Below are 14245 nucleotides of genomic sequence, written 5' to 3'. Positions count from 1 at the left end.
GGGTCGCGTGACCCTCGGCGAATCGACGGAGGCCTTCACGTTAACCCGTGCCCGCAAAGCGGGGGGTCGGCCGTGAGCTGGCCACGCCTGTTCTCTTCTGTCGCTGACGGTAGCGACCCGGGTCAATCAGCGGTACCCCGGGACCGCACCCTGTGGATAACGTGACACCCCCTATCCCCGGCCGCGGCCCTTTACGATGAGCCCCGACGAGCGCGAATGCGATCGGAAGGGCGGTATGCAGTGACGGTGGGCGTGGCGGGCGGCCGAGACTACCGCGACCTCGCCGGGGGTGCCACCCGGTCACCGAAGGTCAACACGCGGTCGCTGCGCCGGGGCCGGCTGTTCGGCATCCGGGCCAGTCAGCTGGTCGGCACCCAGGTCGCCGCCGCGGGGCTGTTGATCGGCGCGGTCAACGGGCCGGTCGCGCTCGGCGCCGCGACCGTCGTGGCCTTCCTCGTGCTGGCGCTGACCTGGCTGCGCGTGCGTGGCCGGTGGGTCTTCGAGTGGATCGGCGTGCGCCTGCGCTTCGGGCGCCGGCGGCACCACGCGCCGCCCGGCGCCCCCGGCGCGCTGCTCGAGTTCGTGGCGCCGGGCAGCCGGGTCGAGCAGACCGACCTCGGCGGCGACCCGGCCGCCGTGATCGTCGATGGTCTCGGCCTCACCGCCGTGCTCGAGCTCGGCGACCCGACCGGCCTGCTCGCCGAGGAGGCGGCCGCGCTGCCCGCGCCCGCCTCGCTGCTGCCGCCGGGCGGCCCCGACCAGCCGCCGGTGCTGATCCAGCTGCTGTTCAGCGGCACCCCGGCGCCCTCGATCCGGGCCGGGGCGGGCACCCCGGCCAACTCCTACCGCCAGCTCACCGAGGGCCGCCTGCTCGGGCACAGCCGGGCGGTGCTGGCGGTCCGGGTGCTGCGCGCCGAGGGCTGGGCCGACGACGAGCTGCTGCGCACCCTTTCCGGCCTGGTCCGCAAGATGACCCGCCGGCTCTCCTCGGTGCCGGCCCGCCCGCTGGGCGAGGCGGCGGCCGTCCGGGTGCTTGCCGAGCTCGCCCACGACGACGCCGGCGTCGCCGGCGCCCAGGAGTCGTGGGCCGCGCTGCGGGTCGGCGGCCTGGCCCAGACCACCTTCCGGATGGACCGCTGGCCGGACACCCGGGTCGAGACGTCCCGCCGGCTGGTTCCCCGCCTGCTCACCCTGCCGGCCGCGGCGACCACCGTGTCGCTGACCGCCGGCCCGCGGCCGGGCCACGGGCCCACCCCGATCGACCTCACCGTGCGGCTCGCCGCGCCCGACCCGGCCTCGCTCGGCGTCGCCGCCCAGGCGCTGCGCAAGGTCGCCGCGGCCGAGCACGCGCACCTCCGCCGGCTCGACGGCGAGCAGTTGCCGGGCCTGGCCGCCACGCTGCCGCTGGCCGTTGTGCCCGACACCGTGCCCGGCCTGCCCGCCGACGTGCAGCCGGCCGACCGCTCCGACGGTCTGCTGCTGCCGGTCGGCACGTCGGGGCTGATGCTGGGCCGCAACCGGCACGGCAACCCGGTGGTGGCCCGGCTGTTCCGCCCCGAGCAGACCCGCATGCTGCTGGTCGGCGGGGTGCGCTGCGCCCAGCTGGTCTCGCTGCGGGCGATGGCGCTCGGCGCCCGGGTCGTGGTGCAGACCGCCCGCCCGCAGGCGTGGGAGCCGTTCGTTCGGGGGGCGGCCGTGCCCGGCGAGTCGATCGCCGTGGTGCCGCCCGGCCGGGCCGTCGAGATCGCCCCGGGCTCGGCCCTGCACCCGCTGCTGATCGTGGTCGACGTGGGCCCGGTCGGCGCCGACAACCGGCCCGGCGCCGGCTGGCAGGCCACCCTGGTGGTGCGCGACGACTTCAACCCCGCCGACATCGACGTGGCGTCCCGCGCCGACCTGCTGGTGGTGCAGCAGCTGCGCACCGAGGAGGCGACGCTGCTCGGCGGCGCGCTCGGCCTCGGCGACGTCGCCCAGTGGATGACCCGGATTCGTCCCGACATGGTGGGCGTGGTCAACCGCCGGGCGGTGCGCTGGGCGGCGCTGGCCGAGACGCCGATCGAAAACCAGCTGATCGGCACGCCGAGCCGCTGAGCGAACCAGCTGATCGGCACGCCGAGCCGCTGAGCGAACCAGCTGATCGGCACGCCGAGCCGCTGAACGGCTACCGCCGACTGGCATGATCGTGACACCATCCGGTGCCATGGGAATCCTCATCCGGCTGGTGGTCAGCGCGGTATCCCTGTGGATCGCGACCCTCGTGATCGACGGGATCCATCTGACCGCCGACTCCGTCCCGAAGAAGATCGGGACGCTCCTGGCCGTCGCGGCCATCTTCGGCATCGTCAACGCGGTGCTCCGGCCGATCATCAAGGTGATCGGCTGCGGGCTCTACGTCCTCACGCTCGGCCTGATCTCGATCGTGGTCAACGCCCTGCTGTTCCTGCTGACCAGCTGGATCGCGGGCGAGCTGAGCCTGCCGTTCCACGTGGACAACTTCTGGCCCAGCGCGGTGCTCGGCGCCCTGCTGGTCGGCGTCGTGAGCTGGCTGCTGAACATGCTGGTCCCGGACGGCCGGGACAAGTAGTCCGCGGGATTTCGCTGGCGTCGCCGGGCCGGAGAGGCTTGACTGCCCGGCATGCTTGAACGAGACGGCTACGAGCTGAGCGACGACCCGGACCGGATCGATCTGCCACTGGTACACCGCTGGCTCGCCACGGACGCGTACTGGGCCCTCGGCCGCCCGCTCGACACGATGCGGGCGGCCGTTGCCGGTTCCGAGCCCTTCGGCATCTATCGCGACGGCCGCCAGGTCGCGATCGCCCGGGTGATCACCGATGGCGCCCTGTTCGGATATCTCTGCGACGTCTACGTCGATCCCGCCCACCGCGGGCGCGGGCTGGGCAGCTGGCTGGTGCGGCACATCCGCGACCACTACGCGAGCCGGGGCCTGAACCGGCTGCTGCTGGTCACCCTGGACGCGCACACCGTCTATACGCCGCACGGCTTCGCCGAGGTGGCGCCGGGACGGTGGATGGAGTGCGACCTGCGGGTCGTGAGCTGAGCCATATGCAAGGGGTGTGCGTCAGTCGAGCCCTTACGGTTGGGGCATGAGCGAGGAGCGGCGCGGTTACCTCTACGGCCTGACGGCGTACGTGATCTGGGGTTTCTTCCCGATCTACTTCAAGCTGCTGCGGCCGGCCGGCGCCCTCGAGATCCTCGCCCACCGGGTGATCTGGTCGGTGGTCTTCGTCAGCCTGGTGCTCGCCGCCGCCCGCAACTGGCGGTTCGTGGGCCGGGTGCTGCGCTCGCCCCGCCTGTTCGGCGGAATCACCGCGGCGGCCGTGCTGATCGCCATCAACTGGGGCACCTACATCTACGGCGTCAATTCGTCCCGGGTGGTCGAGACGGCGCTCGGCTACTTCATCACCCCGCTCGTGCTGGTGCTGCTCGGCGTCACCGTCCAGCGGGAGCGGCTGCGCGCCTGGCAGTGGGCCGCGGTCGGGGTCGGCGGCATCGCGGTGGTGGTGCTGACCGTCGACTACGGCCGACTGCCGTACATCGCGCTGCTCCTGGCCTGCAGCTTCGGCACCTACAGCCTGGTCAAGAAGCGCCTGTCGCTGCCGCCGGCCGAGGGCCTGTTCGTCGAGTCGGCGGTGCTGGCCGTCCCGGCGCTGATCTACGTGGGCTGGCTGACCGCGAGCGGCGACGCCCGGTTCGGGCACGTCTCGGCGTGGCACTCGGCACTGATGATCTTCGCAGGGGTGGCCACCGCGGTGCCGCTGCTGCTGTTCGCGGCCGCGGCCAACCGGGTGCCGATGGTCGGCATCGGCATCCTGCAGTACGTGGCGCCGATCCTGCAGCTCGCCTGCGGCCTGCTCATCTTCCACGAGCCGATGCCGCCGGCGCGGCTCGCCGGGTTCGCTCTGGTCTGGATCGCGCTGATCATCTTCACCGTCGACGCGCTGCGTCAGCGGACGACGCCCGGTCCGGCGGCCGCCACCGCCGAGCCGGTCGTCGCCATCCCGCCCCGCTGATCCGGAATCAAGGGATCAGGAGACGTCGTAGGCGAGCATCACGTCGTCGAAGCGCAGCAGCTCGATCCGACTGATGACGCCGTGGCCGAAGTGGGTGAAGCCCGGCATGCGAAACACCGAGCCCGGCTCGGCCTCCCACGAGCCGATCTGCTCCTGCTCCTCCCCACGGCCGTAGGCGACCAGCCGGAACGTGGAGGCCCCCGACGCCGACGCGCTGTAGGTGCAGGTCAGCTCGGCCTTGGTGCCGCCCGCCGCGCTGGTCAGCCGTAGCGTGGCGGAGACCGGCGAGGCGGGGTCCACCCGGGTCATGGCGACCGCCGGGCCACTCGGCGCATCACCCGGCGACGTGGTGTCCCGGGTCCAGGCGAGCACGCCGATGCCGACGAGACCGACGAGGATGGCCGCGGCGATCGAGCTCAGGACGCGTACGCCGAAAGTCTTTCGCCTTTTTCCCCGCCCCGCCGACGGATGCGCCATGTCCCGCAGCGACGCCCCGGGATGGTCCGCGGTCAGCGTCGGGTCGAGCAGCTTCGCGAACTCCTTGGCGTCCAGCCGGGACAGCAGGTCGGGCAGCGCCGAGATGTCCCGGACCGCCTCGCGGCAGAAGGAACACGTCGCCAGGTGCCGCTCGTAGGCGGCCCGCTCGGCCGGTGAGAGGGCGCCCAGCACGTACGCCCCGTCATCATGCTCGTGCTCACAGTGCACCCCGTCACCACCCTCCGCTGACCTCGCGCGTGCACCCTGTCTTACGTGGCCGGGCTGCGTGAGGTTCAACGGAGTCTTAGGCACCCTCGTCAGGCGGTGGCGGACTCCCCCGCGGAGAGGGCCTCGGCCACATTGCGCGCGGCCGCGGTCAGTTTGGCCCGCACCACCCGCGCCGAAGTGAGCATCTCGGCGGCCGGCAGCGAGCAGGCCAGCACCAGCCGGCGCTCGATGTCGCGGTCGGGCACCACCAGGACGGCGGCGCAGGCGAGCCCCTGCCGGAACTGGCCCATCTCGATCTGCATGCCCCGCCGCTCACCGGCGGCCAGGTCGGCCTCCAGCGCCTCGGCGGTGACCAGGGTGGCCGGGGTGAACTGGCGCATGCCGTAGTCGCGCAGGTACCGCGCGCGCTGGTCGGGGGTGAGCGTGGCCAGCAGGGCCTTGCCGAGCGCGGTGGCATGGCCGCCCTCGTCGAAACCGGGGACCGTGTCGTCGACGAACGGCGAGCGCGCGCCCTCGGCCGAGGCGGTCACCGCGATCCGGCCGCCGACGAAGCGGCCGAGATAGTGGGTGTACCCGGTATCCACGGCGGCGCGGCGCAGCGCCTCGCCGACCGCCGGTGGGCCGCGGAAGGCCGAGACGAGCTCACGATACCGATCGGCGATCTCCAGCCCGACGATGTACGTGCCGTCCTCACGACGGATCACGTAGCCCTCGTAGGCCAGGGTGCGCACGAGGTGGTACGTCGTCGCGACGGTCAGCTCGCACCGTCGCGCGATCTGCTTCACGGTGAGTCCGCGCGGGGCCCGGCCGACCGACTCGAGGACGCGCAACGCGCGTGACACGCTCCGAATCAGATCGGACGGCTCCGCCAGGGGGTCGCGCACAGCTACCTCCGACGCCAGGGACTTACACCATATGAATAATCTTCCCCCGGGGGAATGCCAAAAGGCATGTGGATCACGATCGATTTGCACGAGCTGTGCCGTGATTTGCACTCAACGCGCACGGATGCATTCTGCACGCCCGGGCACCCGGAGATGGCTTCGCCGGCTCGCAACGCATCGACCAGTGTAAACATAAGGGAGTCTCGGCGAGCCACCGCGGGCGCCTCAGCACGGCGGTCGCGGTCGCCTCACCAGGTGGAATCGGCGCTACGCCAGCCGGAGAGGCAGCCACCGGCGCCCTGGACGGCCGGGCGAGGAGTGCATTGCGCCGGTCGGCGGGGAGGCCACCGGCGCCCCCCGTCGGCGGGGCGGAGAGGGCGCTGCGCCGGACTGCCAGGGCCCTCCGTTAGCCGGGGGGCGGCAGGGACGCCGGCCGCAGCAATCAGCCGGGCGACAGGAAAGCCGGCGACACGGAGTTCAGGGGCCGGCAGGAAGGCCGGCGGCGGCAGGAGGCCGACGCTCCCGTCAGCCGCGCGACAGGAAAGCCGGCGACGCCCCGGTCGCCGTCGGGCCGGGGCGGACGCTCAGCTCGTCCGGTCGGCGATGAAGTCGCAGAGCGCCTCCATCGCGCGCCTGGCGTCTCCCTCGGGCAGCGGCGCCAGCCGGGCCCGCGCCTCCTCTGCGTACGTGCGGACGGTCTCCCGCGCCTTTTTCATCGCGACCGACTCGCGCAGCAGCGTGAGCGCCTCGGCGTGCAACGCGTCGTCGGTGATCGGCCCGGTCGCGAGAATCTCGCGCAGCCGCACCGCGGAGGCGTCGGTGTCGTCGCTCGCCAGCGCGTAGAGCACCGGCAGCGTGGGCACGCCCTCGCGCAGATCGGTGCCGGGCGTCTTGCCCGACTGGTCGGACTCGGAGGCGATGTCGAGCAGGTCGTCGGAGAGCTGGAAGGCGATGCCGATGGTCTCGCCGTAACCCGCGAGGGCCTCGACGAACTCGGCCCGCGCACCCGAGAACAGGCCGCCGAACCGCGCCGAGGTGGCGATCAGCGAGGCGGTCTTCTCCGTGATGACGTGCAGGTAGTGCTCGATCGGATCCGCGTCGCGGTGGCCGACCGTCTCGGCGATCTGCCCGTGCACCAGCCGCGCGAAGGTGCGGGCCTGCAGATGAACGGCCTCGGGCCCGAGCGAGGCGGCGATGTCGGCGGCGCGGGCGAACAGATAGTCGCCCACCAGGATCGCCACCGAGTTGCCCCAGCGCGCGTTCGCGCTGGGCGCGCCGCGGCGCACGGGCGCCTCATCCATCACGTCGTCGTGGTACAGCGTCGCCAGGTGGGTCAGCTCGACCACATTCGCCGCCGCGATGACGTCGGGCGCGGCCGGATCGCCGAACTGCGCGCCGAGCGCCACCAGCAGCGGCCGGAATCGCTTGCCTCCGGCGTCGGCGAGGTGCCGCGCGGCCTCGGCCACCAGCGGATCGGCGCTGGCCACGTTGACCCGAAGCGCCTCCTCGACAGCCGCCAAGGTCGCCGTGACCGACGCATCGATCGCGGGATCGACATCCAGGCCAAGCGACGACAAGGTCATGTCACCGGTGCTCACCACGCTTTCACGATGCCATATGGGTCCGACGCTTCCCGCTCCACCCCACCCGTGATCTTGGAAGGCAGGCGCCCCGGCCACATTTTGGAGGGTGCACGTTCTCGGCGCGCCGATCAAATCCGGCCACGGCAGGTCGCGCCTAAGTCGACAGCGGCCCTCGGGCTCGATGATGCGTACGCCCAGCCAGGGACTGCGCGGGCGCCGTAACGGCGCTGTGCCGCGCGCATCTCCTACTCTGCCGATGGACCAAAGGCGCTCGGACAAGCCGGGCCGAGGCTCGACCGACGCGGGGAGGACCAGCGCAATCATTTTCGGACGCCCGCACGGCACCGGGCCCCGGGCAAATGCCCAGGGCCCGGAGCGGAAGCCGACGACTAGCGGACGAACTCTGCCGCGTTGTGTGTCAGTTCGATCAGCGGGCCCGGGATGACGCCCAGTACCAAGGTGACGATCACGCCGATGGCCAGGGCCGCCGACGTCAGGAAGCCGGGGATCGACACCGTCGGCGTCGACTCGCTGGGCTCGCTGAACCAGAGCATCACGACCACCCGCAGGTACGGGAAGGCGATCAGCATGCTGGTGATCACGCCGAAGATAACCAGCCAGGTCTGGCCGCCCTGCACGGCCGCACCGAACACGGCGAACTTGCTGGTGAAGCCGCTGGTCAGCGGGATACCGGCGAAGGCGAGCAGGATGAACGAGAACGTCACGGCGAACAGCGGGCTCTTCCGGCCGAGACCGGCCCAGCGGGACAGGTGGGTGGCCTCGCCGTCCGCGTCGCGCACCAGGGTGACGATGCCGAACGCGGCGAGCACCGAGAACCCGTACGCGACCAGGTAGAACATCGTGCTGCTCAGCCCGGCCTGGTTGAGCGCCAGGACGCCCACCAGGATGTACCCCGCGTTCGCGATCGACGAGTACGCGAGCAGCCGCTTCATGTCGGTCTGTGTGACCGCCAGGACCGCGCCGACCAGCATGGTGAGCACCGCGATCACGCCGAGAATCGGCTGGAAGTCCCACCGGACGCCCTCGAACGCCACGTACAGGATCCGCAGCAGCGCCCCGAACGCGGCGACCTTGGTGCAGGCCGCCATCAGCGCGGTGATCGGCGTCGGCGCGCCCTGGTAGACGTCCGGCGTCCACACGTGGAACGGCGCCAGCGCGGCCTTGAACAGCAGGCCGATCGCGAGCAGCGCCAGCCCGGCGAAGAGCAGCACCTCGCTCTGCTTCGGGTTGGTCACGCCGGCGTGCACGACGCTGAGCTTGATGCCGCCGGAGAAGCCGTAGATCAGCGCGATGCCGAACAGGAAGAACGCCGACGCGTACGAGCCGAGCAGGAAGTACTTGAGCGCGGCCTCCTGGCTGAGCAGACGGCGGCGGCGGGCCAGCGCGCACAGCAGGTAGAGCGGCAGCGAGAACACCTCGAGCGCGACGAACATGGTCAGCAGGTCGTTCGCCGAGACGAACAGCAGCATGCCGCCGAGCGCGAAGATCGTCAGCGGGTAGACCTCGGTCGCGCCGGGCTGGTCACCGGCCTGCTGCAGGTCCTTCTGCGAACCGACGGTGATCGCCGCCTGGGCGACGAACGGGCCGCCCCGCTCGGTCGACCGATCGCCGATCAGCATCAGCGAGACCGCGCCGAGCACCAGGATGGCGCCCTGCAGGAACAGCGTGGGCCCGTCGACGGCGACCGCGCCGCCGATGGTGATCGTGTGCTTGCCGTGCACGACGATCACCGCGACGAACGATGCCAGGATCGCCAGGAACGACAGCCCGAGCTGGACGCCGTGCCGGGACCGCCGCGGGACGAGCGCCTCGACGACGACGCCGACGCAGGCGACGCCGAACAGGATCAGCATCGGCGCCAGAGCGGCGTAGTCGATGGCGGGAAGTTTGACGGGCTCCATGGCTAGTGCGCCCCTCCATTGGCGGTGACCGCCGTCGGGCCTGGATCTTTGGTCCCGACGTCCTGCATGGTCGCCTGGACCGCCGGGTTGATCACATCGGTGACCGGCTTCGGGTAGAAGCCGAGCAGCAGGAGCAGGAGGATCAGCGGCGCGACGACCGCCTTCTCCCGCAGGGTGATGTCCTTGCGCATGGCCGGCATCTCCTCGAGCGCCGGGTTTAGCGTGCCCTGGGTGGTGCGCTGCACCATCCACAGGACGTACGCCGCGGCCAGGATGATGCCGGCGGTCGCGATCACCGCGTACGCCTGGTGCACCGTGAACGTCCCGATCAGCACCAGGAACTCGCTGACGAACGGCGCCGTGCCGGGCAGCGCGAGCGAGGCCAGACCGGCGAAGAGCAGGACGCCGGCCAGCACCGGGGTCAGCTTGCCGGCGCCGCCGAAGTCGCTCACCAGGTTGGAGTTGCGCCGGGCCACGTACATGCCGACCACGATGAACAGCAGGCCGGTGGCCAGGCCGTGGTTGACCATGTAGAGCACCGCGCCGGTGCCGGCCTGGGTGGTGAAGGCGAAGATGCCGATGCCGATGAAGCCGAAGTGCGCGATCGAGGTGTACGAGACGAGCCGCTTGAGGTCGTTCTGGCCGACCGCCAGCAGCGCCGCGTAGATGATGCCGATGACCGCCAGCACCAGCGCGGCCGGCGCGAACCAGCGGGACGCCTCCGGGAACAGCGGGAGGCAGTACCGCAGGATGCCGAACGTGCCGACCTTGTCCATCACGCCGACCAGCAGTGCGGCCGCGCCCGCCGGGGCGGCGCCACCGGCGTCCGGCAGCCAGGTGTGGAACGGGAAGAACGGCGCCTTGATCGCGAAGGCCACGAAGAAGCCGAGGAACAGCCACCGGGCCACGTTCGGGTCGATCGCCTGGGCCGACTGCGCCAGATGGGCGAAGTCGAAGGTCTGGCCGCCGAGCGCCCAGAGGCCGATCACGGAGGCCAGCATGAACAGGCCGCCGACCAGGCTGTAGAGGAAGAACTTCACCGCCGCGTACTGCCGCCGGGCGCCGCCGAACGACCCGATGATGAAGTACATCGGGATCAGCATGACCTCGAAGAACACGTAGAACAGGAAGACGTCGGCGGCCGCGAAGACCCCGATCATCGTGAACTCGAAGGCCAGCAGCAGACCGAAATAGACCGGCGCGGACCGCTCGCCCTGGTCGACGTCGTGCCAGGAGGCGAGGATCACGATGGGCGTGAGCACCGCGATCAGCATCAGCATGACCAGCGCGATGCCGTCGGCCGCGAAGGTGAACCGGGCGTTCCAGGACGGAATCCACGGGTACGACTCGTGGAACTGGAACCGGTCGCCGCCGACCTTGAAGGCGATCCACATGACGATGCTGAGCACCAGCACCGCCAGCGACCAGATCAACGCGATCCGCTTCGCCAGCTCGGCCTTGGCCCGCGGAATCAGGCCCACGACCACCGCACCCACGAGGGGTAGCAGGGTCAGGATTCCCAGGAAGTGGAAGTTGTTCACGCCAACCATCCCAGCTGGATCGCGAGGAAGGCGCCGACCACGAGCACGGCGCCGGTGAGCATGGAGAGGGCGTACGAGCGGACGAAGCCGGTCTGCAGTCGGCGTAGTCGGCCGGAGCTGCCGCCGATGCCGGCCGCGATGCCGTTGACCAGACCGTCGATGCCCTTGTTGTCGAGGTAGACCAGCGCCCGGGTCAGGTAGATGCCGGGGCGCTCGAACACCGCCTCGTTGAACGCGTCGGTGTAGAGGTTGCGCCGGGCCGCGGTCACCACCACGCCGGCCGGCTGCTCCTGCAGCGCGGTGCCGCGGCGGAACAGCGCCCAGGCGACCAGCGCGCCGGCGATGCTGACGGCCAGCGTGAGCCCGGTGATCACCGCCTTGGGCATGACCGGCTCGCCCTCACCGGAACCGGTGACCGGGTCGAGCCAGTCCGGCACGCTGGTGGAGAGCAGGTAACCGGCGACGACCGAGCCGATCGCGAGGAACACCAGCGGGATCGTCATGATGAACGGCGACTCGTGCGGGTGCTTGTTGTCCTCGGTGTAGCGCTCCGGGCCGTGGAAGGTCAACCAGAAGAGCCGGGTCATGTAGAACGCGGTGAGCGCGGCGCCGATCAGCCCGGCCGTGCCGTACAGCCAGGCCGTCCAGTCATCGCGCGAGTAGGCCGCCTCGATGATCGGGTCCTTCGAGAAGAAGCCCGACCACGGGAACATGCCGATGATCGCGAGCCAGCCCATCATGAAGGTGATCCACGTCCACCTCATGTACTTGCGCAGGCCGCCGAAGCGCCGGATGTCGACCTGGTCGTGCATGCCGTGCATGACCGAGCCCGCCCCGAGGAACATATTGGCCTTGAAGAAGCCATGCGCGAGCAGGTGGATGATCGCCAGCGCGTACGCCCCGCCGCCGAGCCCGACGCCGAGGAACATGTAGCCGATCTGGCTGACCGTCGACCAGGCCAGGACCCGCTTGATGTCGTCCTTGGCGGCGCCGATGATGCAGCCCATCAGCAGGGTGACCGCGCCGACGCTGAGCACGATGATCTGCAGCGTGCTGTTTGCCGAGAAGATGTGGCTGGAGCGGGCGATCAGGTAGACACCCGCGGTCACCATGGTCGCGGCGTGGATCAGGGCGGAGACCGGGGTCGGGCCCTCCATCGCGTCCGGCAACCAGGCCTGCAGCGGGAACTGGCCGGACTTACCGGCCGCGCCGAGCAGCAGCAGGATGCCCAGGATCAGAACGGTCGAGGCGGAGAGACGGCCGACCCCGTTGAAGACGTCCGAGTACTGGGTGCTGCCCAGCGTCTTGAACATCAGGAAGATGCCGATGGCCAGGCCGGCATCGCCGACCCGGTTCATCAGGAAGGCCTTCTTGCCGGCCGTGGCCGCCGACGGCCGGGTGTACCAGAACGAGATCAGCAGGTACGAGGCGAGACCGACGCCCTCCCAGCCGAAGTACAGCATCACGTAGTTGTTGCCGAGAACCAGCAGCAACATCGCCGCGACGAAGAGGTTGAAGTAGCCGAAGAACTTGCGGCGCCCCGGGTCGTGCTCCATGTAGCCGACCGCATAGAGGTGGATCAGCGAGCCGACGCCCGTGATCAGCAGGACGAAGACGCCGGACAGCGGGTCGAAGAGCATGCCGAAGTCGACATGCAACCCACCGACGGTGATGAAGTCCCACATGCTCAGCTCGGCCGAGCGCTTGTCGGCGTCGAGCCCGGCGAGACTGATGAAGAAGACCAGCCCGAGCACGAAGGGGACCGCCACCGCGAGGACGCCGAGCCAGTGTCCCCACTTGTCGGCCCGCTTGCCGAGGAGCAGCAGGACCGCGGCGCTGGCGAGCGGAATGGCCACCAACAGCCAGATTCCGCTCAACGCCCCCGTCGCGTGGGCATACTCCACTGTCTGTTCCACGTGAAGGCCCCTTTAATACTTGAGGAGGTTCGCGTCGTCGACGCTCGCCGAGCGCCTCGTACGGAAGATCGACATGATGATGGCGAGGCCCACCACGACCTCGGCCGCCGCGACGACCATCACGAAGAACGAGATGATCTGGCCGTCCAGGGTGCCGTTGATCCGGCTGAAGGTGACCAGCGCCAGGTTCGCGGCGTTGAGCATGAGCTCGATGCACATGAACAGCACGATCGCGTTGCGGCGGATGAGCACCCCGGTGGCGCCGATGGTGAACAGGATCGCCGCGAGGATGAGGTAGTAGTGGACGTTCACTTCTCGGTTCCCTTCGGGGCTGCCTCGGAAGCGCTCAACTCACGCACCGGCAGGATCGGGGAGATGCTCCGCTCGGAGCCGTTGCCGTCCGGCAAGCGGGCCGGCGCGGCCACCGACATGGTGTTCGCGTAGACACCGGGACCCGGCTTCGGGCCCGGGTAGCTGCCGGGCCGGAACCGGCGGGTCATCCGGGTGAGCTGGTCGGCAATGTCCGACTTGGCGCGCTCGAGGTGCGCGAGCACCATCGCGCCGACCGCCGCCGTGATCAGCAGGGCCGAGGTGACTTCGAAGGCGAAGACGTAGTTGGTGAACAGCAGGGCGGCCAGCCCCTGCACGTTGCCACCGCGTACGTGATTGGCCTGGCCCACGCCGTCGAGGCCGACCGCGGTGGTGTGCCGGAGCGCCCGGGCCAGCCCGGTGCCGACCAGGACCGCGAAGCCGACGCCGAGGACGATCGCGGCGACCCGCTGGCCGCGTAGCGTTTCGATCAACGAGTCGGAGGCGTCCCGGCCGACCAGCATCAGCACGAACAGGAACAGCATCATGATCGCGCCGGTGTAGACGATGATCTGCACGGCCCCGAGGAACGGCGCCGCGTTGACCACGTACAGGAAGCCCAGGCAGAGCATGGTCAGCACCAGCCAGAGCGCGGAGTGCACCGCGTTGCGGGCGATCACCATCCCGAGCGCGCCGATCACCGCGATCGAGCCGATGATCCAGAAGGCCCAGGCCTCGCCGGTCGATACGTGGCTCATCGAACGGCCTCCTTCGCCGCTTCCCCGGTGCCGTCGGCGGCCTCGTTGGTCGCCCACGGCGCGCGCTCGGCGCCGGCCGAGGTGCCCGGGTTGGTGAGCGCGCCGACGTAGTAGTCCTTGTCGGTGTCGCCCAGGCGCATCGGGTGCGGCGGCTGCTCCATGCCCGGCAGCAGCGGCGCCAGCAACTCCTTCTTCGTGAAGATCAGGTCCTGCCGGCTGTCCCGGGCCAGCTCGTACTCGTTGCTCATGGTCAGCGAACGGGTCGGGCAGGCCTCGATGCACAGGCCGCAGAAGATGCAGCGCGCGTAGTTGATCTGGTAGATCTTCGCGTACCGCTCACCGGGCGAGAACCGCTGCTCGTCGGTGTTGTCGCCGCCCTCGACGTAGATCGCGTCGGCCGGGCAGGCCCAGGCGCACAGCTCGCAGCCGATGCACTTCTCCAGGCCGTCCGGGTGCCGGTTGAGGATGTGCCGGCCGTGGTAGCGCGGCGCCGGCGTCGGCGGGGAGAACGGGTAGTCGGTCGTGATGACCTTGCGGAACATGTGCGCGAAGGTCACTCCGAAGCCCTTGAACGAGCCCGTGAACGTCCCCAC

Annotated in this window: 13 protein-coding genes; 4 read left to right on the top strand and 9 right to left on the bottom strand. The window is 70.4% G+C overall.

Translation table 11 applies throughout. The features are described 5' to 3' along the window. Positions 1 to 252: 252 nt before the first annotated feature. From eccE to rarD, 4 genes are all read left to right on the top strand, one after another. On the top strand, positions 253 to 2091 hold the full coding sequence (gene eccE / locus ODJ79_RS10445; RefSeq protein WP_263023150.1) for a type VII secretion protein EccE: 1839 nt from the start codon (positions 253 to 255) through the stop codon (positions 2089 to 2091). Between the two features lie 109 nt (positions 2092 to 2200). Next, positions 2201 to 2584 (top strand): phage holin family protein, encoded by a 384-nt coding sequence (locus ODJ79_RS10440; protein WP_263023149.1) that lies wholly within the window; start codon positions 2201 to 2203, stop codon positions 2582 to 2584. 51 nt (positions 2585 to 2635) lie between these two features. Continuing rightward, on the top strand, positions 2636 to 3061 hold the full coding sequence (locus tag ODJ79_RS10435) for a GNAT family N-acetyltransferase (RefSeq protein ID WP_263023148.1): 426 nt from the start codon (positions 2636 to 2638) through the stop codon (positions 3059 to 3061). A 46-nt stretch (positions 3062 to 3107) separates the two neighbouring features. Then, a complete protein-coding gene (gene rarD / locus ODJ79_RS10430) occupies positions 3108 to 4034 on the top strand; it encodes an EamA family transporter RarD (protein WP_263023147.1) in 927 nt (308 codons plus the stop codon). Between the two features lie 15 nt (positions 4035 to 4049). On the opposite strand, the gene ODJ79_RS10425 is transcribed toward rarD, so the two are convergent. From ODJ79_RS10425 to nuoI, 9 genes are all read right to left on the bottom strand, one after another. Further along, positions 4050 to 4739, bottom strand: coding sequence for a zf-HC2 domain-containing protein (locus tag ODJ79_RS10425; protein WP_263023146.1), 690 nt, complete (start codon positions 4737 to 4739; stop codon positions 4050 to 4052). 89 nt (positions 4740 to 4828) lie between these two features. Then, on the bottom strand, positions 4829 to 5623 hold the full coding sequence (locus ODJ79_RS10420; protein ID WP_263023145.1) for an IclR family transcriptional regulator: 795 nt from the start codon (positions 5621 to 5623) through the stop codon (positions 4829 to 4831). A gap of 584 nt (positions 5624 to 6207) precedes the next feature. Next, positions 6208 to 7206 carry a polyprenyl synthetase family protein gene (locus tag ODJ79_RS10415; protein WP_263023250.1) on the bottom strand — a complete coding sequence of 333 codons (999 nt, stop codon included), beginning with the start codon at positions 7204 to 7206 and terminating at the stop codon, positions 6208 to 6210. Positions 7207 to 7595: 389 nt separating this feature from the next. Then, positions 7596 to 9128, bottom strand: a complete 1533-nt coding sequence (gene nuoN / locus ODJ79_RS10410) for an NADH-quinone oxidoreductase subunit NuoN (RefSeq protein WP_263023144.1) — start codon at positions 9126 to 9128, stop codon at positions 7596 to 7598. 2 nt (positions 9129 to 9130) lie between these two features. Next, complete coding sequence (locus tag ODJ79_RS10405; protein WP_263023143.1) at positions 9131 to 10669, bottom strand: NADH-quinone oxidoreductase subunit M; 1539 nt, start codon at positions 10667 to 10669, stop codon at positions 9131 to 9133. Continuing rightward, positions 10666 to 12585, bottom strand: coding sequence for an NADH-quinone oxidoreductase subunit L (gene nuoL, locus ODJ79_RS10400; protein ID WP_263023142.1), 1920 nt, complete (start codon positions 12583 to 12585; stop codon positions 10666 to 10668). The genes ODJ79_RS10405 and nuoL overlap by 4 nt, the downstream gene beginning before the upstream one ends. Before the next feature lie 12 nt (positions 12586 to 12597). Further along, complete coding sequence (gene nuoK, locus ODJ79_RS10395) at positions 12598 to 12897, bottom strand: NADH-quinone oxidoreductase subunit NuoK (RefSeq protein ID WP_263023141.1); 300 nt, start codon at positions 12895 to 12897, stop codon at positions 12598 to 12600. Then, positions 12894 to 13652: an NADH-quinone oxidoreductase subunit J gene (locus tag ODJ79_RS10390; protein ID WP_263023140.1), complete on the bottom strand. Its 759-nt coding sequence runs from the start codon at positions 13650 to 13652 to the stop codon at positions 12894 to 12896. Before ODJ79_RS10390 ends, nuoK begins: the two co-directional genes overlap by 4 nt. After that, positions 13649 to 14245, bottom strand: coding sequence for an NADH-quinone oxidoreductase subunit NuoI (nuoI, locus tag ODJ79_RS10385; RefSeq protein ID WP_263023139.1), 597 nt, complete (start codon positions 14243 to 14245; stop codon positions 13649 to 13651). The genes ODJ79_RS10390 and nuoI overlap by 4 nt, the downstream gene beginning before the upstream one ends.

It is taken from the genome of Actinoplanes sp. KI2, from assembly GCF_025630775.1.
Taxonomy (GTDB): domain Bacteria; phylum Actinomycetota; class Actinomycetes; order Mycobacteriales; family Micromonosporaceae; genus Actinoplanes.
Note: the sequence above shows the minus strand (reverse complement) of the source record. Positions and strands in the feature narration are given on the sequence as shown.